The sequence below is a fragment of the Shewanella sp. JNE2 genome, assembly GCF_023159115.1.
Classification (GTDB): Bacteria; Pseudomonadota; Gammaproteobacteria; order Enterobacterales; family Shewanellaceae; genus Shewanella; species Shewanella putrefaciens.
This window is the reverse complement of record NZ_CP096169.1, coordinates 1057834-1082727: the sequence shown is the minus strand read 5'-3', so window position 1 is coordinate 1082727 and position 24894 is coordinate 1057834. Positions and strand designations below refer to the sequence as shown.

Sequence of the window (24894 nt, the reverse complement as noted above, 5' to 3'; positions counted from 1 at the left end):
AAAAAATCAATTTACAACACTAAGGTTTCAATTGGATAGCCCAATGTCGATAAATCCGCCTCAATTTTTGCTTTATCTCCTACCACTAAGATCACCATTTGCGAGATATTGAGCTCAGCGGCAGCAAGGGAGTTGAGTTCATCTTTTGTTACAGTATTAATGATTTTATCCTGCTGAGCGGTAAAATCTTTGCTTAACTGATAGCGCTGGATCATCCGCATAAAGCCCGCTTTTTGGTAAGGGGTTTCATAGTCCAGAGCCTGCCCCTGGGAAACCGAGTTACGCATAAAAGCAAGTTCAGCATCCGTCATCCCCATTTGCTGATAAGCATTAATTTCCTTAATAAATTCAGCAACAGCTTTAGCGGTTACATCGGTTCGTACATCGCTTGATGCCACAAAATTACCAACCTCCGCTCCGCCTGAAAAAGCAGTGCGGGCGCCATAGGTATAGCCCTTATTTTCTCGTAGATTTAAATTAATACGGCTATTAAAAGCACCACCCAGCGGATAATTCATCAAATAAGCTTTAAAGTAATCCCCCGTCGCATCATAAGGCAAAGCACGTTTAGCAATATTGATCACCGACTGCGCAGCGCCCGGTTTATCAATCAGATAAATAGTGCCACCTTTAAGTTCTGGGAATGGTTTCAAGGCTGGAATCGATGTGGCCTCCCCTTTCCATCGGCTTAATCCCGCTAACTTTGGCAAGAGAGCTGATTCAGGCAAATTGGCTACGGTAATAATTTTTGCATTAGCACCACGATATTGCTCTGCATAAAAGGCTTTAACATCATCTAACGTCAGCGCAGCAACAGAATCTAATGTGCCTGAATCACTCACACCTAATGCGTTATTTTTACCATATAACAGGCTAAACAAGGCCGAGTTAGCCAAATAACTTGGATTTGACTGCATATGCTGAATTTGCTGTAACTGTTGCTGTTTTACTCGAGCAAAATCGGCATCAGTGAAACTAGGTTGAAAGAGCTTTTCCTCCATAATCGCAAGTGTTTCATCTAAATGCTCGGTCAGTGTCGAGATTTTGATGGTACTTTGATATTCGGAGGCACTGAAATCGACTGTGCTACCTAACATTTCCAAGGCCTGTGATAATGCCTCAGTGCTACGTTTTTGGCTGGATTCATTCAGCATTTCGGCAGTAAGGCTCGCAAGTCCGGCCTTTTCCACGGGTACTAATCGATGACCACCATTAAGATAAACGATTAATTCAACCGTTGGTGTTTCAGTGCTTTGTGTGCCCATCACCTCAATACCATTGGCTAACTGAGTCGTCCATATTTTGGGCACCTTTGGCATGGGCGCAGCACTCGATATCGGCATCTTAGTGCGGTCAAAACTTGATACTAGCTTAGCCGTTGGCAACGGCCCTTCCACGGCAGTTTCGGCTATTGGTAAATCCGTGGGGATAAAATTATCAGGATGAGCCACCAATGCAGTCATACCTTGGGGGACAACACTCATAACCACCATCGGCTTATCTTTAATATATTGCTTAAAAACACGCATCACGTCGTCTTTAGTGACGCTCTCGTAGCGTGTAAGATCAGCCGAAATCAAATCGGGATTATCAAACAGGGTTTGGTTTAAAGCTAAAGTTGATACTTTGCCTTTGACACTTTGCAAAGCAAAAATAGTATCCGCTTCAAACTGCACTTTGACTTTTTGCAGATCCTCATCGGTCACACCGCGCTGTTCAAACTCATTGATAGAGTCAAGGATGAGCTGCTCAAGATCTGCAAGCTTACCGCCTTTTTCTGGGTTTGCCAGTGCATAAATTGACATTTGACAGGCCAACTCTTGGCATGGATGGCTCACACTCGCTTGGACGGCATGCCCTTCTTTTACTAAGTTTTTATACACTAAAGACGTTTTACCACCGCCTAAAATATTCCCTAAAAGATCCAGCGCGGCTTCATCTTGGTGCCTTGCATACACTGTCGGGAAGCCAATACGAATAAGGGGCAAGTGAACATTATCCTCCATCGAGATATAACGAGTCTTATCTAAGTTCACCGATGTTTTAGGCTCTGGCGACACCTCAGGGCCTCGAGGTATTTCACCAAAATACTTATTCACCCATGCTAAGGCTTGCATTTCATCGAAATCGCCGCCTATGGTTAACGTTGCATTATTAGGGCCATACCAACGTTGGAAAAAGTGTTTAACATCATCGACCGTTGCGCGATTCAGATCATCCGGCCACCCAATAACAGGCCAAGAATATGGGTGTCCAACTGGGTATAGAGCTTGATTAAATCGCTCGCTCATACGGCCATAAGGCTGATTATCGATACGTTGTGCCCGCTCGTTTTTAACCGTTTCACGCTGCACTTCAAATTTTTCGCTGGTCAGTGCAGGCAATAAAAATCCCATTCTGTCCGACTCTAACCACAACATTTTTTCTAATTGATTGCTCGGCACGGTTTCAAAATAGTTTGTTCTGTCGGTGTTCGTTGATCCATTTAGCGTACCGCCAGCTTCGGTAACGACTTCAAAATGCTGTTCATCGGCAACATGCTCCGAGCCTTGAAACATCATATGTTCAAACAGATGTGCAAAACCGGATCGTCCCGCAAGTTCACGGGCGGAACCAACATGATAAGTCACGTCAACATGCACTAAAGGATCGGAATCATCCTGATGCAGAATAACAGTTAACCCATTGGCTAATTGATACTTTTTATAAGGAATACCAACTTGTGAGTCGGCTAGTTGCACACTTTCAATTAATTTCACGCCAGCAGGCAAATTCGTTGTCGTCTTTTGTGCCGCACAACCTGAAAGAGCAGCAGAAATCGCGACTGCTAATATCCATTTTTTCAAAATACTCCCCTTATAACATCAATTTGTCGGAAGACTGTTAACCATTAAATAATGACAGTTAAGACTCAGTATAGAGTGACTAAGTTCCTATCGTTATTATGAATTTTCTTGAAGTATTACTGACAAATATATCGCTTAAAAATTTTATTTCACATAAGCCACTGCATAAACACAGCAACAATTAATAAATAACGTATTGTTTTACCGATTAATATCATCAATATTGATGATATTACTGGCAGTTTTAGCCACCCCGCTAAGACACATAAAATATCCCCCACAACTGGCGCCCAAGAGAGTAGCAATGCCCACACGCCATAGCGTTCAATCAAACCTAAAGATCTTAAATACTTTGAGCCCATTAAATCTTCAGGTGACTTAGCAAACCGCCCCATTCGGCCGAGATAAAAACTGGTTATCGCCCCTAACGTGTTACCAATGCTGGCGACAACGATAAGTGATACCCACGTTTCAGGGGCTTGATTTAAGAGGGCGATGAGTAGAACTTCCGATCCACCTGGCAACAATGTGGCCGCTAAAAAGGCGCCAGAAAACATGATCCATAACTGGGACATAACAGCTTACTCAATGAAAACATGAATTTTTGTAATAAAGCACCTAGCGTTACTAAGGGAGTAATAACGACACTTTACTCCGAGTTTCACAAGCACAAACTGACTAGAGCGAATAATATTTAATCTTTAAATATCAACACTCCATTGGTTAAATAATTGTATTTTCTCAATCATTTTCTAACAAACTCATTTATGACAATAAGTTATAATTAAAACGGTTTGTTATAACCCCACCTCTATCGATACAATGCACCTAATAGCAAAATATCATATGCCTGAGTAGCTTGTTGTTATCAATTGATTTACTTTAACTGAATACACATCTTAGCATCTCAACCCTATCGATTTACACTTTATTATTTTTTGGAAAATGCATGATTCTTCAAACTATTAGCCGCATTCCTTTTTGGCAAAAAGTGCTCACAGGTTTTATCTTAGGCGCACTTGTTGGCGTCATTTTAGGTGAAACCGCCACAATGCTAAAACCTTTAGGCGACTTGTTTATCAGTGCCATTAAGATGCTAGTTGCGCCGCTGGTTTTCTGCGCCATTGTTGTGAGCATTACATCTCTAGGATCACAAACCAGCCTGAAGCGTCTTAGCTTAAAGACCTTAGGTATGTTTATGTTAACGGGAACGATTGCGTCATTAATTGGTTTAGCCGTGGGCTCATTAATGGATATGGGCGGCACCATGGCGCTCTCGACGACAGAGGTTCGTGAGCGCAATATTCCAGGCTTTGCACAAGTATTACTCGATATGATCCCAACCAACCCTTTTGCCTCTCTTGCTGAAGGTAAGGTATTGCAGATTATTGTTTTTGCAGCTTTAGTCGGTATTGCTATAAATAAAGTCGGGGAGAAAGCCGATCCACTGAAGCACACCATCGAAGCCGGTGCCGAAGTCATGTTCCAACTGACTCGCATGGTATTAAAACTGACGCCTATCGGTGTTTTTGGGTTGATGGCGTGGGTTGTGGGCGCATATGGTTTATCCACATTATTGCCCCTTGGAAAATTTATTGCAGCTATTTATATTGCAGCCTTAATCCATATCATTTTTGTATACGGTGGTTTAGTCAAATTTGTCGCGGGTTTGAGCCCTGTACAATTTTTCCGTAAAGCCATGCCAGCGCAATTAGTTGCCTTTAGTACATCTTCAAGCTTTGGTACTTTACCTGCGAGCACCCGTGCGGTTGAAACTATGGGCGTATCTAAGCGCTATAGCGCCTTTGTGATGCCATTGGGGGCGACTATGAATATGGATGGCTGTGGCGGTATTTATCCTGCTATTGCCGCTATCTTTATCGCACAAATTTACAATATCCCACTCGACACCTTGGATTACATAATGATTGCCATCACCGCAACCGTGGCCTCAGTGGGAACCGCTGGCGTTCCAGGAAGTGCAATGGTAATGCTAACGGTGACTTTGGGTGTAATCGGCTTACCACTCGAGGGCATTGCCTTTATTGCCGCGATCGACCGCATTATTGATATGATCCGTACGGCAACAAACGTGACAGGTGATATGATGACGGCTGTTGTGATTGGTAAATCAGAAAATGAGCTTGATGTAGCGCAATTCTACTCAAACGAAACCCAAGATCCTGAATCGGTAAATTCGCCACAATAACGCCGTGCTTATTGATAAAGACCGCTGAGGCGGTCTTTTTTATGAACAGAATAAAACAATAGACACAAGATGGATAAGCCTAAAACATGAATCAATTACCACCAATAAGATCAAACTGTTAAACTTCAAAGTCTACGCTATGCTATTACTATTTATTCAGAGTAGAACTCACTATGACTAAACTTTTTCTGTTTCCACTTATCCTTTGTCTGCTATGGACGCTTTTTTTACAAGCCAATGGTATTCCCCTTAAACAGGGTAAACGCGGCTTTATTTATATTATCGCTATCAGTGGCACCTTAATTTTGATCCTAATGCTACTGCTTTGGTTAACTGCATAAAAAAGCCAACTTATTCAGTTGGCTTGTAAGCAAAAACAACTTAGCCAAGTACCGCCAGTAAAATCCCCGCCGCCACTGCGGAACCTAATACACCTGCTACATTTGGCCCCATTGCATGCATTAGCAGAAAATTGTGTGGGTTAGCTTCTAAACCGACTTTATTCACAACGCGTGCCGCCATAGGGACGGCAGAAACACCCGCAGCCCCAATCAGAGGATTAACCTTACCACCGGAAAGCTTGCACATCAGCTTTGCCATCAGGACTCCCGCCGCAGTGCCAATACTAAACGCTAACGCCCCAAGCACTAAAATACCCAGAGTCTCAATCCTTAAAAATTGCTCCGCAGAAAGCTTAGAGCCCACAGCTAACCCTAAGAAAATCGTCACTATATTGATAAGTTCGTTTTGCGCAGTCTTAGATAGTCTATCGACAACACCCGATTCACGCATCAAGTTGCCTAGGCAAAACATGCCGACAAGCGGGGTTGCCGCAGGTAAGAACAAAATCGTCAATCCTAAAACCATCAGAGGAAAAATGATCTTTTCCTTCTTACTGACTTCGCGTAACTGCTCCATTTTAATTTGGCGCTCAGCTTGGGTCGTTAGTAAGCGCATGATTGGGGGTTGAATTATCGGGACTAAAGCCATGTAGGAATAAGCCGCAACCGCAATCGCACCTAACAACTCTGGCGCCAGTTTTGAAGCTAAGAAAATCGCCGTAGGACCATCGGCACCACCAATAATAGCAATAGCTGCGGCATCTTTCATGGTAAACTCAAAACCGGGCACTAAGTTAAGTGCTATCGCACCAATGAGTGTTGAGAAAATACCAAATTGCGCTGCGGCACCTAACAATAAGGTTTTTGGATTAGCTATCAAGGCGCTAAAATCTGTAAGTGCACCAACCCCTAAAAAGATAAGTAATGGAAATATTCCAGTTTCAATTCCAACATGATAGGCGTAATACAGGATACCGCCTTCCTCGGTAAACCCAGCATGGGGAATGTTTGCCAGCACAGCACCAAAACCTATGGGCAGCAATAGCAAAGGCTCAAACCCCTTCACGATAGCGAGATACAAGAGCAATGCTCCTACCGCCATCATCAATACTTGACCACCAGTAAAGTGAGCAATTCCCGTTTCGGCCCAAAAAGCCATTAACCCTTCCATAATGACTCCTACGCCAAGGCCAATAATTGAGAACCCACAGACACTGAATCGCCTTCTTTTACCCAGAGTTTAGCGACTATGCCATCCCCTTGAGCACGGATCTCAGTTTCCATCTTCATAGCCTCAAGGATAATCACCACATCCCCCTCGCGTACCCTATCGCCTGCCGAAACATGTACTTTGAAAATGTTGCCCGATAAGGGGGCACTCATTTCAAGTCTTACTTCACCATGACTTGTTGCTGGCGTTGTACTCTCAGTCGCAGCTTGCATGGCATGAACACTTTGTCCCTGTGGCTGGATTTGCGAGATCTCACCGCCTGCGGCGACTTCAACTACGTACTCTTGCCCTTCGACAGTGACAGTGTAAGTTTCAGGGCCACGATCCGCAGCATTAGAAGCAGCAAGTACTGAAGTCAATTCAGGTTTAGGCTCAAAGGCACTCGGATCGTCACGATTCTTTAAGAACTGCAATCCTATTTGTGGGAAGAGTGCATAGGTCAGCACATCATCGTCATGCTCTGACGATAGGCGAATGCCTTGTTCCTGCGCTTTTTCTGCCAAGTCCAGCCTTAACTTAACCAGCTCTGGCATTAATAAGTCCGCAGGACGACACGTAATAGCTTCTGCGCCTTGCAAGACTCTGGTCTGCAATGCGGCATTAACTGGCGCAGGCGTCGCACCATATTCTCCCTTGAGAACGCCTTCAGTCTCTTTAGTCAGTGACTTGTAACGCTCACCCATTAGCACATTGATTACTGCCTGAGAGCCAACAATCTGCGATGTAGGCGTCACTAAAGGCAAAAAACCCAAATCCGCACGAACGCGAGGAATTTCTTCCAAAACCAAGTCCATCTTATCGGCCGCGCCTTGCTCCTTAAGTTGGCTTTCCATATTGGTCAACATGCCACCAGGCACTTGTGCACGTAAGATCCGCGAATCTATGCCTTTCAGCGCACCTTCAAACTTAGCGTACTTCTTGCGTACTTCACGGAAATAAGCGGCAATCTCCTCAAGCAACACCATATCGTAACCAGTCGCACGCTCAGTATCTTCCACCATAGCGATAACGGTTTCAGTAGCAGTATGTCCATAGGTTTGGCTCATCGACGAAATTGCCGTATCGAGCACATCGATACCCGCTTCAATGGCTTTCTGGTAAGTGGCGGTACTTAATCCTGTCGTTGCATGGCAGTGCATAGATAATACGAGTTGCGTTTGGGATTTTAGTCGACTGATAAGCTCAAACGCCTCCATAGGCTTAAGTAATCCCGCCATATCTTTGATACACAAAGAATCACATCCCATATCTTCAAGACGCTTTGCCATATCCACCCAAGTCTCTATGGTATGCACTGGGCTAGTTGTGTATGAGATCGTCCCCTGTGCATGGCCGCCAACTTGACGCACCGCTTTCACTGCAGTCTCAAGATTGCGTACATCGTTCATCGCATCGAAAATACGAAATACATCGACGCCATTGGTATGGGCACGCTCAACAAAACGCACGACTAAATCATCGGCATAATGGCGATAGCCTAATAGGTTTTGACCACGCAGCAGCATTTGCTGCCGAGTATTTGGCATGGCCTTTTTTAGCTCACGAATTCTGTCCCAGGGATCTTCACCAAGATAACGAATACAGGCATCAAAAGTCGCCCCGCCCCAAGACTCCAACGACCAGAAACCGATCTTATCGAGTAACGGCGCTATCGGTAACATATCATCGATTCGCAGACGCGTTGCTAAGATAGATTGATGTGCGTCTCGTAGAACAACGTCAGTTAAAAGTAACGGCTTAGTCACAGCCATCTTAGCGAGTGGTACAAAAGTCATACTGCTTCCCATTATTCTATCTGTGAACGATACTGTCTAACGGCCAATGTAATTGCAGCCACAACTTTAGGATCTAAAGGTGCAACACTTAGAGGCAATGTAGATTGTTTAATTTTTTGCAATTCTTTTGAATGACTATCAAGAGCAACATCCTTAGCACACCACTTTGCAACCAAATGGATCCCAAGGATCAGTAAACTTAAAAACAGATAGACCAAACCCATCCCCAAAAGCATAATCCCAACAGCATCCAGCAACTGCAGAGTTAACTCCCCCATAGCCCCACAACTCCTTCAAATTTTAACCTAATTAGACTTAAACTATTTTTGTTCACATGCACTAATTCAATTTGAACTTAAGAGCCCCATCACCACTCAACAGCAAGGTGCAAATGCAGCATATAAAATCACACGCAAAGACTAAATATTCACAACAAATACAAAGTACAGATCTAACTCGCACTTACCAAACATAACCAATAGATACCAAAAACACCAATGCAATGTAAATTGGTCTTACCATGCAAGTGAATTTATAAGGATATCTATATGGATTTCTCATAAAATCGAGGAATAAATCCATATTCCTCAACAAAAGATAAGCAAATCCTAAGTGGCATAAATCCCTAAACAAAGATTGTTTGAATAAAGACAAAAAGTAATAAGAGCCACCTAGTGATAAATTATGCAAATAGTAGCTATCCTCCAATATTATAAATTATATTAATTAATTGGTCGGATTTGCCCACTGTCTAGTGCGCAATTTACTCACTCTTACTTTCTTCCCAATGAAGGTATTCCACGCGATGGAACACTGTTCGACAATGTCGTCATAATCACTAAAACAACGGTTGGCTAACACATTTTGACGCAACCATTGCCATACCTGCTCTATTGGATTCCACTCCGGTGAATAAGGAGGCAACTTGAGAAGGATGAGATTATCAAAGTCATCGGCCAAATCCTGTTGATGCCAACTAGCTCCACCCATGATGACCAGCACATGGCGTCCGAATGTCGTCGCGATTGAGATCAGCTTTAAATATTCGTACATATATTCGCAATTGCATGCCGCTTGTGTCGCCCCGTTGCCGGACACACTACGCCATATAGATATGTAGATTCAAATTGTTGCTGCTTGATTGCCCATGGGCGAGTGCCTTTCTTGGCCCAAATACGGGTGGTTGTATTCTGTTGGCCAAATCGGGCTTCATCTTGAAAGCAAACATCGATGCAATCGAGCGCAACATGCCCAAGCGTCTTAAGGATCGTTGCCATCTGGACGTTTTTTAAAAGCCTCTTGTACGGCTTCAGATTGTTTTGGGTGGCGAGAGCAAGTGGTCATCCAGAGAAGCCAAGTTGATGTAGCAAGCGGTAGATATTCGCTTGCTTGAACGTCACGCCAAATTCAGTCTGGATAAAATGGCCGACATCCTTGGCCATCAACCTGCCACCCTGTTCAGATAGGCTTTGATGCTGTACAAACGCTTTGAGTTTGGCCTGCTGTGCTGTGGACAATGTAGCAGGGTGGTCCAGATTGGGCGTATCGTCTAGACCACTAAGCCCTTGGTTAAATAGGCGGTGATCCATCGATTCACACTCGCTCTACTAACCTTGAGCATGCTTGCGATAGGGTACGAGAATAGCCATCAGTAAAATGGAGTAAGGCAAGATAGCGCATACGTTTACGTGTGCTTTTCTCCGATTTCACTAAGGCTGTGATGTTGGGATTATTCATATTTTGTATGATTAAAAAACTGATAATCAATTAGATCATATAATTAATGGAAATGGTATAAATACAAAAAGTGCTGATGTAGAGAGAAAAGGATAAAAACTGACGGGCTAGCGGAGCAATTTATTGCGCAGCTGGAGACCCCGCTTAACGGCGGGTCGACCGCCATGGATGGTGGAAGTGTCAATAATGAAGGAACATTTATTGACCGACATCGAGGGAAGTTTTCGCGAAGCGGAAAAACACAAAAGCCCTAGCGGTTTATGCTAGGGCTTTTGTGTTTATTTGGGCGCTTGGCGATGACCTACTCTCACATGGGGAGACCCCACACTACCATCGGCGCGATTGCGTTTCACTTCTGAGTTCGGGATGGGATCAGGTGGTTCCACAATGCTATTGTCACCAAGCAAATTCTTACTGGTTAATTGTCCGTCTGACGGCATTGTCTCCTCGCTACTGCGACCTCCATGGATGGAGGAAGTGTCATTAGATGTAAGGAACATCTTTGACCTCATGTACTAACGTACACTCCGCGCCTCGCTCGTCACGGCTTTGTCAGCCTAACAATTTCCTGCGTAATTAACCTTTTAATTAAAATTTGAAAAGCTGATTGTTTTTTGAGTCCACACTTCATTAAGTGTTTATATTCTGTCTAAGGCTTCTTTGTAAAACCCATCTGGGTTGTATGGTTAAGCCTCTCGAGTCATTAGTACATGTTAGCTCAACGCCTCACAACGCTTACACACCATGCCTATCAACGTCCTAGTCTCGAACGGCTCTTTAGTGGACTTATAGTCCAAGGGATGACTCATCTTGGGGCTCGCTTCCCGCTTAGATGCTTTCAGCGGTTATCGATTCCGAACGTAGCTACCGGGCAATGCCATTGGCATGACAACCCGAACACCAGCGGTTCGTTCACTCCGGTCCTCTCGTACTAGGAGCAACTCCCCTCAATCATCCAACGCCCACGGCAGATAGGGACCGAACTGTCTCACGACGTTCTGAACCCAGCTCGCGTACCACTTTAAATGGCGAACAGCCATACCCTTGGGACCGACTTCAGCCCCAGGATGTGATGAGCCGACATCGAGGTGCCAAACACCGCCGTCGATATGAACTCTTGGGCGGTATCAGCCTGTTATCCCCGGAGTACCTTTTATCCGTTGAGCGATGGCCCTTCCATTCAGAACCACCGGATCACTATGACCTACTTTCGTACCTGCTCGACGTGTATGTCTCGCAGTTAAGCTGGCTTATGCCATTGCACTAACCGTACGATGTCCGACCGTACTTAGCCAACCTTCGTGCTCCTCCGTTACTCTTTGGGAGGAGACCGCCCCAGTCAAACTACCCACCAGGCACTGTCCCTAACCCCGATTAGGGGTCTAGGTTAGAACATCAAAACTACAAGGGTGGTATTTCAAGGACGACTCCATCAGGACTAGCGTCCCAACTTCATAGTCTCCCACCTATCCTACACATGTAGGTTCAATGTTCAGTGCCAAGCTATAGTAAAGGTTCACGGGGTCTTTCCGTCTAGCCGCGGGTATACGGCATCTTCACCGCAATTTCAACTTCACTGAGTCTCGGCTGGAGACAGCGTGGCCATCATTACGCCATTCGTGCAGGTCGGAACTTACCCGACAAGGAATTTCGCTACCTTAGGACCGTTATAGTTACGGCCGCCGTTTACCGGGGCTTCGATCATGAGCTTCTCTTGCGATAACCCAATCAATTAACCTTCCGGCACCGGGCAGGCGTCACACCGTATACTTCCTCTTGCGAGTTTGCACAGTGCTGTGTTTTTGATAAACAGTTGCAGCCACCTGGTATCTGCGACTCCCGTCAGCTTAGAGAGCAAGTCTCATCACCAACAGGAGCGTACCTTCTCCCGAAGTTACGGTACCATTTTGCCTAGTTCCTTCAGCCGAGTTCTCTCAAGCGCCTTGGTATTCTCTACCCGACCACCTGTGTCGGTTTGGGGTACGATTCCCGCTAACCTGAAGCTTAGAAGATTTTCCTGGAAGCATGGCATCAACTACTTCAGTCCCTTAGGACCTCGTCATCAGCTCTCAGTGTATAGCAACCCGGATTTGCCTAAGTCACCCACCTACCACCTTAAACGCGGACTACCAACGCCGCGCTAGCCTAGCCTTCTCCGTCTCTCCATCGCAGTTAGCGGAAGTACAGAAATATTAATCTGTTTCCCATCGATTACGCCTTTCGGCCTCACCTTAGGGGTCGACTCACCCTGCCCCGATTAACGTTGGACAGGAACCCTTGGTCTTTCGGCGAGGGGGTTTTTCACCCCCTTTATCGTTACTCATGTCAGCATTCGCACTTCTGATACCTCCAGCGTGGGTTACCCCTTCACCTTCAACGGCTTACAGAACGCTCCTCTACCGCGCAACCCTAATGGGCTGCACCCGTAGCTTCGGTGGTATGTTTAGCCCCGTTACATCTTCCGCGCAGGCCGACTCGACTAGTGAGCTATTACGCTTTCTTTAAATGATGGCTGCTTCTAAGCCAACATCCTAGCTGTCTAAGCCTTCCCACATCGTTTCCCACTTAACATACACTTTGGGACCTTAGCTGACGGTCTGGGTTGTTTCCCTTTTGACGACGGACGTTAGCACCCGCCGTCTGTCTCCCGAGTAGTACTCATTGGTATTCGGAGTTTGCAAAGGGTTGGTAAGTCGGGATGACCCCCTAGCCTTAACAGTGCTCTACCCCCAATGGTATTCGCTCGAGGCGCTACCTAAATAGCTTTCGAGGAGAACCAGATATCTCCCGGTTTGATTGGCCTTTCACCCCCAGCCACAAGTCATCCGCTAATTTTTCAACATTAGTCGGTTCGGTCCTCCAGTTGATGTTACTCAACCTTCAACCTGCCCATGGCTAGATCACCGGGTTTCGGGTCTACACCTTGCAACTAAACGCGCAGTTAACACTCGGTTTCCCTACGGCTCCGCTATTCGCTTAACCTCGCTACAAAATGTAAGTCGCTGACCCATTATACAAAAGGTACGCAGTCACGGTCTCAAGGACCGCTCCCACTGCTTGTACGTATACGGTTTCAGGTTCTATTTCACTCCCCTCACAGGGGTTCTTTTCGCCTTTCCCTCACGGTACTGGTTCACTATCGGTCAGTCAGGAGTATTTAGCCTTGGAGGATGGTCCCCCCATATTCAAACAGGATGTCACGTGTCCCGCCTTACTCGTTTTCATCTACGGTTAGTTTTCGTGTACGGGGCTATCACCCTGTGCCGCTGGACTTTCCAGACCATTCCACTAACACCCCATAGACTTAAGGGCTAATCCCCGTTCGCTCGCCGCTACTAGGGGAATCTCGGTTGATTTCTTTTCCTAAGGGTACTTAGATGTTTCAGTTCCCCTCGTTCGCCTCATGTAGCTATGTATTCACTACATGATGACCGCTTATGCGGCCGGGTTCCCCCATTCGGACATCGTTAGCTCAAATGCTTGTTACTAGCTCGCCAACGCTTTTCGCAAGTTACTACGTCCTTCATCGCCTCTGACTGCCAAGGCATCCACCGTATACGCTTAGTCGCTTAACCATACAACCCAGATAGGTTTCTTTTTCGCTTGCCACTCCTCTTGTTATGCGGCGTTGCAAGTCTCATTCCTCAATCATGTAGCGCTGCTACACTCATTCGTCATTCAACTTACGGCCTTGCCTAACAAGCGATTGGCTGCGCTTATCTTATCGAAATAAGAAAAAACACATCTCGAATTGTATTGCGACCAGCTTGGTTTTACTTGTCTCACTTCTGACCAAAGAAGTGGACGCGCCTTAGACTTGAATATTCAAGACACTTAATAAAGTGTTTGAGAACTCAATGTTCAATGCTTTCGCATTAAACTTTTTGTAATTAATCACATGACAGACTCATGCCATTAATTACTATCAGCCTTCCAAATTGTTAAAGAACTACATCGACCTGCTAGAGGGATGTTTCGCTCTACCCGTCCTAAGACAGGATAAACAAGCAATCTGTGTGAACACTCAAAAGCATCGAGTTAGTCGTATAGGTAAGGAGGTGATCCAGCCCCAGGTTCCCCTAGGGCTACCTTGTTACGACTTCACCCCAGTCATGAACCACAAAGTGGTGAGCGCCCCCCCGAAGGTTAAGCTACCCACTTCTTTTGCAGCCCACTCCCATGGTGTGACGGGCGGTGTGTACAAGGCCCGGGAACGTATTCACCGTGGCATTCTGATCCACGATTACTAGCGATTCCGACTTCATGGAGTCGAGTTGCAGACTCCAATCCGGACTACGACGAGCTTTGTGAGATTAGCTCCACCTCGCGGCTTTGCAACCCTCTGTACTCGCCATTGTAGCACGTGTGTAGCCCTACTCGTAAGGGCCATGATGACTTGACGTCGTCCCCACCTTCCTCCGGTTTATCACCGGCAGTCTCCCTAGAGTTCCCACCATTACGTGCTGGCAAATAAGGATAGGGGTTGCGCTCGTTGCGGGACTTAACCCAACATTTCACAACACGAGCTGACGACAGCCATGCAGCACCTGTCTCACGGTTCCCGAAGGCACTAAGCTATCTCTAGCCAATTCCGTGGATGTCAAGAGTAGGTAAGGTTCTTCGCGTTGCATCGAATTAAACCACATGCTCCACCGCTTGTGCGGGCCCCCGTCAATTCATTTGAGTTTTAACCTTGCGGCCGTACTCCCCAGGCGGTCTACTTAATGCGTTAGCTTGAGAGCCCAGTGTTCAAGACACCAAACTCCGAGTAGACATCGTTTACGGCGTGGACTACCAGGGTATCTAATCCTGTTTGCTCCCCACGCTTTCGTGCATGAGCGTCAGTCTTTGTCCAGGGGGCCGCCTTCGCCACCGGTATTCCTCCAGATCTCTACGCATTTCACCGCTACACCTGGAATTCTACCCCCCTCTACAAGACTCTAGTTCGCCAGTTCGAAATGCTATTCCTAGGTTGAGCCCAGGGCTTTCACATCTCGCTTAACAAACCGCCTGCGCACGCTTTACGCCCAGTAATTCCGATTAACGCTCGGACCCTCCGTATTACCGCGGCTGCTGGCACGGAGTTAGCCGGTCCTTCTTCTGTAGGTAACGTCACAGATGAGCCGTATTAAGACTCACCCTTTCCTCCCTACTGAAAGTGCTTTACAACCCGAAGGCCTTCTTCACACACGCGGCATGGCTGCATCAGGGTTTCCCCCATTGTGCAATATTCCCCACTGCTGCCTCCCGTAGGAGTCTGGGCCGTGTCTCAGTCCCAGTGTGGCTGATCATCCTCTCAGAACAGCTAGGGATCGTCGCCTTGGTGAGCCATTACCTCACCAACTAGCTAATCCCACCTAGGTTCATCCAATCGCGGAAGGCCCGAAGGTCCCCTCCTTTCCCCCGTAGGGCGTATGCGGTATTAGCAGTCGTTTCCAACTGTTATCCCCCTCGACTGGGCAGATCCCTAGGCATTACTCACCCGTCCGCCGCTCGCCACCTCAGAAGTAAACTCCCTTGTGCTGCCGCTCGACTTGCATGTGTTAGGCCTGCCGCCAGCGTTCAATCTGAGCCATGATCAAACTCTTCAATTAAAGTTTTGGTGAAACCCGAAGGTTTCGGCTCAACGAATTCTGTTCGAATTAATCTTGCGATTAACTCTTTGTACATATTGCTATGGACACTCTTCACTCTCGTGAAAGAATTGGTTGATTTAATTCTTTGACTGCCAACCCTAAGACTAAGCAGTTTCGATTAACTCAACACCTGTGAGTGTCCACACAGATTTCTTGTTTTATCTTGTTAAAGAGCAACTCAACCTCGTAAGAGAAGGTGAGTACCACACTAAGCGTCGAACGCTTCCAGCTGGCTAGGGCTGCGTATTTTACGCATTTCCCGTTTCGCGTCAAGGAGTTTTTGCAAACTTTCTTTTCGCTCATCAATCAGTAAACTCATCAATGAACTGTCACATCAGGCTGCTTAACACTGTCTGCCGTGTCAGTGGATGCGCATTATAGGCAGCGAAACTTTTTCTGCAAGTGCTTTTTTTACAATTCACACCAAGCGAACAAATAACAATCAATACGTATAAATACGAGGCAATTATTGGAAAATCCGCCGTTTGGGAGGATAAGTTTGGCAGACGAAATAGCCTACTGCAGCTTTTTTCATAGATTGAATAGGCATAAACAGAAGTTGATAGCTATTTTTGGCTATATCAACCAGCTTTTAAAAGGTTATGCCCAGTGCGACGACTTATTTCATGATCAGCATAGGAAATAATGGGCAATGATTAATAAGCCTGAGCCCTAAGATTGATGATCTTCTTGTTTCCCTTTTTCGATAACTGTAGCACTTTGTGTTTGTGCGACAGCTTGGGTTGGGGAATTGATCTCGACATTCGTCACCGTATCATCACCGACAATATGAGCGACTTTGAGTTTTCTCACAGTTCGAATCGTAATGATCGGGCCTGAAATCGCATATAAGTAAAAGCCGACACATAAGATCAAAGCAGGTTGAACAGACACCACCACAAACACACCGACGACCAGTAAGATCACGATAAAGTTGACCTTGCCACGCCAATCAATTTCTTTAAAGGAGTGATAGCGGAAATTACTGACCATCAATAGACCAGTTGCAGCTGTCACAAGGGCTGCAATCCAACTGATATTTTTTCCATCGAGACTGTATTGATTACCCAGCCAGATACTGCCAGCAATAACAGCCGCGGCGGCCGGACTTGCGAGTCCCTGAAAATAACGCTTATCGGCGACCCCCACTTGCGTATTAAATCGAGCGAGTCTTAATGCCGCACCTGCACAATAGATAAATGCTGCCAACCAACCAATTTTACCTAAGTCGGCTAATGCCCAATTGTAGGCGAGTAGTGCTGGTGCCATTCCGAAGGACACCATATCCGCCATACTGTCATATTCGGCACCAAAATCACTTTGGGTATTGGTCAGTCTTGCGACTCGACCATCGAGACCATCACAGATCATGGCTATAAAAATGGCTATTGCAGCAGCTTCAAAGTTAGCATTCATGGAAGCAATCACGGCATAAAAGCCAGAAAATAATCCTGCTGTCGTAAAAAGATTAGGTAGTAAATAGATACCTTTATTCTTTACTGCTTGATTTGAAGAATTTTGCATACACTTATTACGCTAGTTCAGTGAAGAGAAGTTAGCTTTCAAGATAACATATTTTATTATCATGTCGATGAGAGACCAGTTAGGGATAATTTCGATGTTAAAAGTGAACATGTTCAGAACAATACTGTATCGATGGCTCTGGCTCAGTCTTTTCATTGGCCCCGTTTCTGCGGGCGTTATCTATACTTGGGTCGATGAAAATGGGGTAACGTATTACGTAAGCGGTTAATAAACCCCACATACCAATAATACCAATACTTTGACATAGTGCCTTTTTCATCGGAGGCACTATGAACCAAGAGCAAAAGCGCGCCCATTGGGCAACAGTTGTTGAGCAACAAAAACAAAGCACGCTTTCCATCAAGCAATTCTGTGCAGACAGCGGCATCAGTTATCAAACCTTCTACTATTGGTCTAAGCGATTGCGTTCTCCTGACGCAACGCAAACACTTCAGCCTATTATTTTCAATGAATATGAAGAGACGAAGGCTGAGTCGGTGATCATTACTTTTGCCAATGGTATTCGCGCTGAATTACCAACAACACTGAGTACCGCTCAGATCAAACACTGGGTAGATGCCTTGCAATGACTCCCTCCGGCAAGGTCTTTCTGGTCTCCGGTGTCACCGACATGCGAAAGTCTATCGATGGTCTGTCGCTCATTGTCGCCGAACAACTCGACATGGACCCGTTCAGCGAGGCCTGGTTTATATTCTGTAATCGCGGACGCGATAAACTCAAAATCTTGTTTTGGGATACCAACGGGTTTTGGCTTTACTATCGCCGTTTGGAGAACGGTACCTTCAAATGGCCTCGCCCGAATTCCCAGGGCGTGATTGTCATTAGCAAACCGCAACTTCACTGGTTGCTCTCTGGGCTGTCACTCGAGAACAACAAAGCCCATCGGCCCTTAAATGGGCTAGAAGTGTGATGCTAGACACTGATCGTAATTTTGCACTTGAACGATCCTTTTTAACCGTCACACTGGGGACTATTGAATGCTGTAAGATGATGCCCAATGACCGACTTCCCCAATGACATCGAACAACTCAAGGCCATGCTTCTTGCCAAGGATGCATTGTTGCAGGCCAAAGAGGAGGAAGTCGCCGCCCTCAAAACGCAGGTGCAATTGCTCGTTGAGCAGCTCAACCTCAGCAAATCCAAACGCTTCGCTGCCCAAAGCGAAAAAGTCGCCAAAGGAACGTTCAACGAAGCTGAACAGCAAAACGCGTTGCCTTCCTCACCTAAAGAGCGCAGAAAAACGGGTCGTAAACCGCTGCCTGCTGACCTTGAGCGCGAGGTGCAAACCCATACCTTAAATGCGCCGTATTGCGACTGCTGTGATGCGCCTTTACATGAATGCGGTAAGGAAATCAGCGAAACCCTGAAAATCCTACCTCAGCGAGTGAGTGTCATTCGCCATGAGCGCACCAAATATGCTTGTCGCCACTGCGAGCAAACAGCCGAAACCAGCAAAGTGGTCACAGCTCCAAAACCGGCGAGTATGCTCCCTAAAAGCCTTGGCAGTGCCGAGGCCTTCGCCGCCGTGGTCACCGCCAAATACGTCGATGCACTGCCGCTCTACCGTCAGGTAGATATCCTGAACCGCTCGGGTATAGATATTAGTCGCGCCACCTTGGCCAACTGGTGTGTGCAGCTTGGCAGTAAAGTGCAGGTCATTATCGATGCAATGAAAGCGCAGCTCCTAAAAGAATCCCTCATCTGCGCCGATGAAACCACGGTGCAAGTGCTCAGAGAAGAAGACAGACAGGCCCAGTCCAAATCCTATATGTGGGTTTATCGCAGCGGCGAGTTCACCCCCAATCCCGTCGTCATCTACGACTATCACCCCAGCCGAGCAGGCGCTTGTGTGCGCGAATTCCTTGGTGATTACCATGGTTATCTGTTGTCAGATGGTTACAGTGCGTATGACACGGTAGACGGTGTCACTCAAGCCGCGTGCATGGCGCATGTGCGCCGCAAGTTCACCGATGCTCAAAAGGCATCCCCTTCGAAAAAGGCAGGGAAACCCGAAAAGGCCCTGGCCTTTATCGCCAAATTGTATGGGATAGAAAAGCGAGCCAAAACGCTGTCGGCCGAAGCCCGCCAACAGCTGAGGATGCAAGAAAGCCTCCCCATATTGAATGACTTCAAAGCGTGGCTCGATAGCCTGAATGTGCTGCCCAAAGGAGCATTAGGCCAGGCCATCACCTACACCAAGAATCAGTGGCCTAAGCTGCTGACCTACCTGGAAGATGGACATATCAGCATCGACAACAATGTGACAGAGCGGGATATCCGGCCGTTCACGACGGGGCGAAAAAACTGGATGTTCTCAACGTCAGTCGGTGGTGCGAAAGCCAGTGCCAATCTGTATAGCTTGGTCATGACGTGTCGGGCGAATGACATCAACCCCTATTATTACTTCCGGCACCTGTTCACGGAGTTGCCAAAGCGTTCAATCGCCGATGATATGTCGGATCTGATGCCATGGAATGTTTATCTCAGTGGAATTGAGTAGGGCTTCACTGGTTCATTAACCGCTTACCGTATTACAGTCAACAAGCACCACAACAAGAAAAAATCAAAGCAGAAAAACTCTACAGTGAAGATTTAGAGCAAGCGAAAGTCGGTTTTATCGCGCCGATAAAGAAAGCAGATCCCACTTCTGAAGCCAATGAATTAGAAAAGTCAGCGGCGCTGATTAAAGAAAAAGACGCCAAACAGGCTAAATCCATTTGTGAGAGTGCAAAACACAATTTAGAAATACTCACAACGCATACTAAGCTTATCCGTCAAACTTCAGACTCGGGTGAATCTGTCGCTATGACTGAGGAAGACCGCCAAACCTCGATTGCCCAGCAGCAGGAAAGAATCAAACTCTTCTGTGATAAGAAATAGCCATTAACGAAGAATGATTAATGCTAATGCAATAAAAAGAGCCGAGTTTTTAACTCGGCTCTTTTCGTTTAGTGCTTGAAGCGGGAGCGATACTGACTACTGGTTATTGCTCGAACACTAACTCGCCACCCGCACAGCTGACCTTGATCGGTTTACCCGGCAACAAGTCACCACGCAGTAATTTCTGCGCCAGCGGGTTTTCGACTTCTTGCTGCAATGCCCGTTTCAACGGTCTTGCACCATACACAGGATCGAAACCAATTTCCGCAATCAATGATAATGCCTCGTCGGTGATCTCCAATGTATAGTCCTTTTCAGCCAAACGTTGGCGTAAGGAAGCAATTTGTATCGAAGCAATACGCTTGATATTGGCAGCATCCAATGGATGGAACACCACAGATTCATCGATGCGGTTTAAAAACTCGGGTCTGAAACTGTGAGTCACCACATTCATTACCGCTGCTTTCATCTCTGCATAGGTCACTTGACCAAATCCTTCTTGGATAATGTCGGAGCCTAAGTTCGAGGTCATGATGATCACTGTATTTCTAAAATCGACAGTACGACCTTGACCATCGGTTAAGCGCCCATCATCAAGCACTTGCAGTAAAATGTTAAACACATCGGGATGCGCTTTCTCGACTTCGTCGAGCAATATCACTGAATAAGGTTTACGACGAACGGCTTCCGTTAAGTAACCGCCCTCTTCATAACCTACGTATCCTGGAGGCGCACCCACTAAACGCGATACTGAGTGTTTCTCCATAAACTCAGACATATCGATCCGCACTAAAGCCGATTCGGTATCAAATAAGAACCTCGCCAGTGATTTACAAAGCTCAGTTTTACCTACACCCGTTGGACCTAAGAACAGGAACGAGCCAATCGGGCGATTTGGATCCGCCAGACCCGCGCGGCTACGACGAATCGCATTCGCGACCGCATCGACGGCTTCGTTTTGGCCGATCACTCGTTCATGCAGCGCCACTTCCATTTGCAGTAATTTTTCGCGCTCGCCTTCAAGCATTTTCGATACGGGTATTCCCGTCGCTTTCGACAATACTTCGGCGATTTCGAACTCAGTAACCTTGTTACGCAATAACGTCATGTCCTGCATTTCGGCTTGCGATGCCAAATCGAGCTGTTTTTCAAGCTCAGGAATACGACCGTATTGCAGCTCAGACATCCGAGTTAAATCACCCGCACGACGCGCCACTTCTAAGTCCATTCGAGCCTGTTCGAGATCAGCTTTTATGTGCTGAGTGCCCGCTAATGCGGCTTTTTCAGTACGCCAGATTTCGTTCAACTCTGACGCTTTCGCTTCAACGTCACGCAATTCCTCTTGCAGATGGTCAAGCCTGCGACGACTCGCCTCATCATTTTCTTTGGCTAACGCTTGCTCCTCCAGTTTGAGCTGGATAGCACGACGTTCGAGCCTGTCGAGTGACTCAGGTTTTGAGTCCATCTGCATACGGATGCTCGATGCCGCTTCGTCGATCAAATCGATCGCTTTATCGGGTAACTTACGGTCCGACACATAACGGTGCGACATAGTCGCTGCCGCCACAATCGCCGGATCGGTAATTTCCACATGATGATGCAGCTCGTAACGTTCTTTCAGTCCACGCAAAATGGCGATAGTGTCTTCAACGCTTGGTTCATCCACCAGCACTTTTTGGAAACGTCGTTCAAGCGCCGCATCTTTTTCAATATACTGACGATACTCATCGAGCGTTGTCGCACCCACACAGTGCAAGTCACCACGCGCTAACGCAGGTTTGAGCATGTTACCCGCATCCATTGCGCCTTCACCTTTACCGGCACCAACCATAGTATGCAGTTCGTCGATAAAGAGGATCACTTGACCTTCTTCCTGTGACAACTCATTAAGTACCGCTTTTAAACGCTCTTCGAACTCACCACGATATTTAGCACCCGCAATTAATGAGCCCATATCGAGGGATAAGACACGCTTATTTTTAATGCCCTCGGGGACTTCACCATTAACGATACGCTGGGCAAGTCCTTCAACAATCGCCGTTTTACCCACACCCGGTTCACCGATAAGAACGGGGTTGTTTTTACTGCGACGTTGTAACACTTGGATCGTGCGGCGAATTTCATCGTCACGGCCAATCACTGGATCTAACTTGCCTTGTTCAGCTCGCTCAGTGAGATCGATAGTAAACTTCTTCAACGCTTGGCGTTGATCTTCGGCATTGGGATCATCGACATTTTGGCCGCCACGCACTTGTTCAATGGTTTGCTCCATTAACTCTTTCGTTGCTCCGGCTTTTTTCAACGCCTGAGCAAGGGCATCGCTGCCTTCTAATGCCGCCAACACAAATAGCTCGCTAGAGATATATTTGTCTTTACGCTTTTGCGCTAACTTATCACACAGGTTTAATAAACGGATTAACCCTTGGGATAACTGCACATCGCCGCCAGTTCCTTCGACTTGAGGTAAGCGTTCTAACTCTTGACTCAAGAGCGATCGCAGCGCACTGACACGAATACCCGCTTGGGTTAATAAGGGATGGATTGAACCAGAATCCTGGTTAAGCAGTGCCATCATCAAATGTAGCGGTTCGATAAACTGATGATCACGCCCAAGAGCAAGTGATTGGGCATCTGAGATGGCAAGCTGGAATTTATTGGTCATACGATCGAGTCGCATACAGCCTCCTAAAACTCACATATTAGATATATGCCAATCCACCAGATACCTTACCAAATGAACGGCTTTGAATTAGCGTGTCAAATGGAGAGTTCAAAATAGGATTGGTATTACATTTCGTTAGTTAAAAGATGGGGGCTATTTAGCCAAATTCAAGCGAATAACACGCAAATAAATACAAGCTGTAAGGGAATTAGCTTAAGACTTAAGCCAGATCAATGAAGCCATGCGTCCCGTCACCTTATCGCGACGATAAGAGAAGTAATCCGTGTCGCTGACTGTGCAGATATCTGCGCTATAAATAGGGTTTATCCCGAGTAAACTCAAGCGTAATTTAGCCAAGCCAATAATATCGGCAAGATCCTTGTTACCACTTGGAATAAAACACGCTGCCGACTGCGGATGCAAAGCACAGAATGCTTGCTTTACTTCAACACCGACTTCAAATTTTTGTGGACCAATAGCCGGGCCGAGGTAGGCAATCAACTCATCCATAGGTGAACTAAACTGCGCCGCAGTGGCCTCTATCACGCCATCACACAAACCACGCCAACCAGCATGAGCCGCAGCCACTTCGGTTCCCGCTTGATTACACAGCAACACAGGCAAACAATCGGCGGTCATCACTGCGCAAACTCGTCCAGCGGTTCGGCTGTAACTAGCATCGGCAATTGGTGTATCCGCAGTATGAGCTAAGCTCAGCGCGTCTAAATTAAGCACATGAGTACCATGCACTTGCTCGAGCCAGACAGGCTCGGCGGTTAACGCTAATTGTTTGCAGAGTAAGTCACGATTAGCCATCACCCGCTCTTCAACATCACCGACATGCAGCCCAAGATTGAGACTATCATAGGGATGTACGCTCACACCGCCATGACGATTTGTCATTGCGATGCCAACATTAGCAGGAACAGGCCAATCGTGATTAAACATTTACAAATACTCGATCGGATGTTCGACCGTGTCTTGACGCAGTGCTTTCGTTAAAATCACCATGTCTTCAGGAATTGGCGCTTGCCAACTCATGATTTCACAGCTCACTGGGTGAGCTAATTCAAGACGCACAGCGTGTAGCGCTTGGCGTTTAAAGTTTTTCAAAATTTCAAAAAACTCTGGGCTCGCGGCCTTTGGTGGTTTTGGACGACCGCCATAAACAGGATCGCCCACTAATACGTGGCCAATGTATTCCATGTGCACACGAATTTGATGCGTACGACCCGATTCAAGGCGCAATCTTAAACGCGTGTGATTACGGAACTTTTCGGCAACCCGATAATGGGTAACGGCTGGTTTACCAGAGTGATGCACCGCCATATGAGTGCGTTTGGTTGGATGACGCCCAATCGGCTCATCAACAGTACCGCCACCTGTCATAGTCCCCATCACAATCGCTTCGTATTCACGAGTGATTTCACGGGCCTGCAACGCAGCCACTAAATGGGTTTGTGCTTCAACCGTTTTGGCAACTACCATCAAACCTGTCGTGTCTTTATCGAGACGGTGCACAATACCCGCACGCGGCACATGCTCAATATCGGGACAATGGTGTAAAAGCGCATTCATTAGCGTACCATCAGCATTACCAGCACCAGGGTGCACAACTAATCCTGCTTGCTTATTGATAACAAGGATATGATCGTCCTCATAGACAATATTTAGCTCGATGGCCTGTGCTGCTGCATGCACTTCTTCCTCAAGAGTTGCAGCAATTTCAATCTGTTGTAGCTCGAATACTTTCTCGCGAGGCTTATTAACAATTACCCCGTCAACATAAACTGCATCAGATAGGATCCATTCCTTGATGCGCGTGCGCGAGTAATCTGGGAACAACTCAGCTAGTGCCTGATCTAATCTCAGGCCAGTTTGTGTTGCCGAAATCTCGCTTTTTAGATTAATCTCTTGTGTCATAGGAACCGTATCCCCATTTAGGGGTCAAAAAATGTGTGCTATCTGTTACAATCGGATGTTTTCTATTTTATAGTGAAATGGAAAAATTCTTAACTACAACTTAAAAAGA

General features: G+C 46.5%; 14 protein-coding genes, 3 rRNA genes and 3 pseudogenes. 7 read left to right on the top strand and 13 right to left on the bottom strand.

All coding sequences use genetic code 11. The features are described 5' to 3' along the window. Positions 1-11: 11 nt before the first annotated feature. Positions 12-2846 (bottom strand): M16 family metallopeptidase, encoded by a 2835-nt coding sequence (locus tag MZ182_RS04920; RefSeq protein ID WP_248069105.1) that lies wholly within the window; start codon positions 2844-2846, stop codon positions 12-14. Positions 2847-2995: 149 nt separating this feature from the next. Continuing rightward, complete coding sequence (locus MZ182_RS04915) at positions 2996-3421, bottom strand: YqaA family protein (protein ID WP_011790396.1); 426 nt, start codon at positions 3419-3421, stop codon at positions 2996-2998. A 374-nt stretch (positions 3422-3795) separates the two neighbouring features. Here MZ182_RS04915 and MZ182_RS04910 point away from each other — a divergent pair, with 374 nt between their 5' ends. Further along, positions 3796-5055 carry a dicarboxylate/amino acid:cation symporter gene (locus tag MZ182_RS04910; RefSeq protein WP_248069108.1) on the top strand — a complete coding sequence of 420 codons (1260 nt, stop codon included), beginning with the start codon at positions 3796-3798 and terminating at the stop codon, positions 5053-5055. A 173-nt stretch (positions 5056-5228) separates the two neighbouring features. After that, positions 5229-5396, top strand: coding sequence for a hypothetical protein (locus tag MZ182_RS04905; RefSeq protein WP_011790398.1), 168 nt, complete (start codon positions 5229-5231; stop codon positions 5394-5396). A 40-nt stretch (positions 5397-5436) separates the two neighbouring features. On the opposite strand, the gene MZ182_RS04900 is transcribed toward MZ182_RS04905, so the two are convergent. The 8 genes and pseudogenes from MZ182_RS04900 to pssA form a co-directional block, all read right to left on the bottom strand. Then, positions 5437-6567, bottom strand: coding sequence for a sodium ion-translocating decarboxylase subunit beta (locus tag MZ182_RS04900; RefSeq protein WP_248069110.1), 1131 nt, complete (start codon positions 6565-6567; stop codon positions 5437-5439). Positions 6568-6575: 8 nt separating this feature from the next. Then, positions 6576-8402 (bottom strand): sodium-extruding oxaloacetate decarboxylase subunit alpha, encoded by a 1827-nt coding sequence (gene oadA, locus MZ182_RS04895; RefSeq protein WP_248069113.1) that lies wholly within the window; start codon positions 8400-8402, stop codon positions 6576-6578. 11 nt (positions 8403-8413) lie between these two features. Further along, positions 8414-8680, bottom strand: coding sequence for an OadG family protein (locus MZ182_RS04890; protein WP_011790401.1), 267 nt, complete (start codon positions 8678-8680; stop codon positions 8414-8416). Positions 8681-9128: 448 nt separating this feature from the next. Continuing rightward, positions 9129-10139 (bottom strand): annotated as a pseudogene (locus tag MZ182_RS04885) (IS630 family transposase). Between the two features lie 288 nt (positions 10140-10427). Then, a 5S ribosomal RNA gene (rrf, locus tag MZ182_RS04880) occupies positions 10428-10543 on the bottom strand. 278 nt (positions 10544-10821) lie between these two features. Further along, positions 10822-13714, bottom strand: a 23S ribosomal RNA gene (locus tag MZ182_RS04875). Positions 13715-14190: 476 nt separating this feature from the next. Then, positions 14191-15733, bottom strand: a 16S ribosomal RNA gene (locus MZ182_RS04870). The 16S, 23S and 5S rRNA genes sit together here, the layout of an rRNA operon. 714 nt (positions 15734-16447) lie before the next feature. Beyond that, the gene (gene pssA, locus MZ182_RS04865) at positions 16448-17299 is read right to left on the bottom strand and encodes a CDP-diacylglycerol--serine O-phosphatidyltransferase (RefSeq protein ID WP_248069887.1); all 852 of its coding nucleotides are present in this window, start codon (positions 17297-17299) and stop codon (positions 16448-16450) included. Positions 17300-17393: 94 nt separating this feature from the next. On the opposite strand from pssA, the pseudogene MZ182_RS21345 reads away from it, so the two are divergent. The 5 genes and pseudogenes from MZ182_RS21345 to MZ182_RS21340 all read left to right on the top strand — a co-directional run. After that, positions 17394-17516: pseudogene (locus MZ182_RS21345) on the top strand (DUF4124 domain-containing protein); the annotation flags it as partial. A gap of 73 nt (positions 17517-17589) precedes the next feature. Continuing rightward, positions 17590-17889: an IS66 family insertion sequence element accessory protein TnpA gene (gene tnpA, locus MZ182_RS04860; protein WP_088585869.1), complete on the top strand. Its 300-nt coding sequence runs from the start codon at positions 17590-17592 to the stop codon at positions 17887-17889. Further along, the gene (gene tnpB / locus MZ182_RS04855; protein ID WP_088585868.1) at positions 17886-18230 is read left to right on the top strand and encodes an IS66 family insertion sequence element accessory protein TnpB; all 345 of its coding nucleotides are present in this window, start codon (positions 17886-17888) and stop codon (positions 18228-18230) included. The genes tnpA and tnpB overlap by 4 nt, the downstream gene beginning before the upstream one ends. 87 nt (positions 18231-18317) lie before the next feature. Then, a complete protein-coding gene (gene tnpC, locus MZ182_RS04850; protein ID WP_248085115.1) occupies positions 18318-19820 on the top strand; it encodes an IS66 family transposase in 1503 nt (500 codons plus the stop codon). Positions 19821-19837: 17 nt separating this feature from the next. After that, positions 19838-20200, top strand: a pseudogene (locus tag MZ182_RS21340) (DUF4124 domain-containing protein); the annotation flags it as partial. A 103-nt stretch (positions 20201-20303) separates the two neighbouring features. On the opposite strand, the gene clpB reads toward MZ182_RS21340, so the two are convergent. The 3 genes from clpB to rluD all read right to left on the bottom strand — a co-directional run bounded on the left by clpB (position 20304) and on the right by rluD (position 24785). Further along, positions 20304-22877 carry an ATP-dependent chaperone ClpB gene (clpB, locus tag MZ182_RS04845; protein ID WP_011790406.1) on the bottom strand — a complete coding sequence of 858 codons (2574 nt, stop codon included), beginning with the start codon at positions 22875-22877 and terminating at the stop codon, positions 20304-20306. A 198-nt stretch (positions 22878-23075) separates the two neighbouring features. Next, a complete protein-coding gene (pgeF, locus tag MZ182_RS04840; RefSeq protein ID WP_248067341.1) occupies positions 23076-23810 on the bottom strand; it encodes a peptidoglycan editing factor PgeF in 735 nt (244 codons plus the stop codon). Beyond that, positions 23811-24785, bottom strand: coding sequence for a 23S rRNA pseudouridine(1911/1915/1917) synthase RluD (rluD, locus tag MZ182_RS04835; RefSeq protein WP_011790408.1), 975 nt, complete (start codon positions 24783-24785; stop codon positions 23811-23813). Between the last annotated feature and the right edge of the window lie 109 nt (positions 24786-24894).

Excerpts from the sequence above, each read along its gene's own strand:
- tnpC (WP_248085115.1), top strand. The coding sequence starts at position 18,318 with ATGACCGACTTCCCCAATGACATCGAACAACTCAAGGCCATGCTTCTT.
- rluD (WP_011790408.1), bottom strand. The coding sequence starts at position 24,785 with ATGACACAAGAGATTAATCTAAAAAGCGAGATTTCGGCAACACAAACT.
- tnpB (WP_088585868.1), top strand. The coding sequence starts at position 17,886 with ATGACTCCCTCCGGCAAGGTCTTTCTGGTCTCCGGTGTCACCGACATG.
- MZ182_RS04905 (WP_011790398.1), top strand. The coding sequence starts at position 5,229 with ATGACTAAACTTTTTCTGTTTCCACTTATCCTTTGTCTGCTATGGACG.
- oadA (WP_248069113.1), bottom strand. The coding sequence starts at position 8,402 with ATGACTTTTGTACCACTCGCTAAGATGGCTGTGACTAAGCCGTTACTT.
- MZ182_RS04890 (WP_011790401.1), bottom strand. The coding sequence starts at position 8,680 with ATGGGGGAGTTAACTCTGCAGTTGCTGGATGCTGTTGGGATTATGCTT.
- clpB (WP_011790406.1), bottom strand. The coding sequence starts at position 22,877 with ATGCGACTCGATCGTATGACCAATAAATTCCAGCTTGCCATCTCAGAT.
- MZ182_RS04910 (WP_248069108.1), top strand. The coding sequence starts at position 3,796 with ATGATTCTTCAAACTATTAGCCGCATTCCTTTTTGGCAAAAAGTGCTC.
- MZ182_RS04900 (WP_248069110.1), bottom strand. The coding sequence starts at position 6,567 with ATGGAAGGGTTAATGGCTTTTTGGGCCGAAACGGGAATTGCTCACTTT.
- pgeF (WP_248067341.1), bottom strand. The coding sequence starts at position 23,810 with ATGTTTAATCACGATTGGCCTGTTCCTGCTAATGTTGGCATCGCAATG.
- pssA (WP_248069887.1), bottom strand. The coding sequence starts at position 17,299 with ATGCAAAATTCTTCAAATCAAGCAGTAAAGAATAAAGGTATCTATTTA.
- tnpA (WP_088585869.1), top strand. The coding sequence starts at position 17,590 with ATGAACCAAGAGCAAAAGCGCGCCCATTGGGCAACAGTTGTTGAGCAA.
- MZ182_RS04915 (WP_011790396.1), bottom strand. The coding sequence starts at position 3,421 with ATGTCCCAGTTATGGATCATGTTTTCTGGCGCCTTTTTAGCGGCCACA.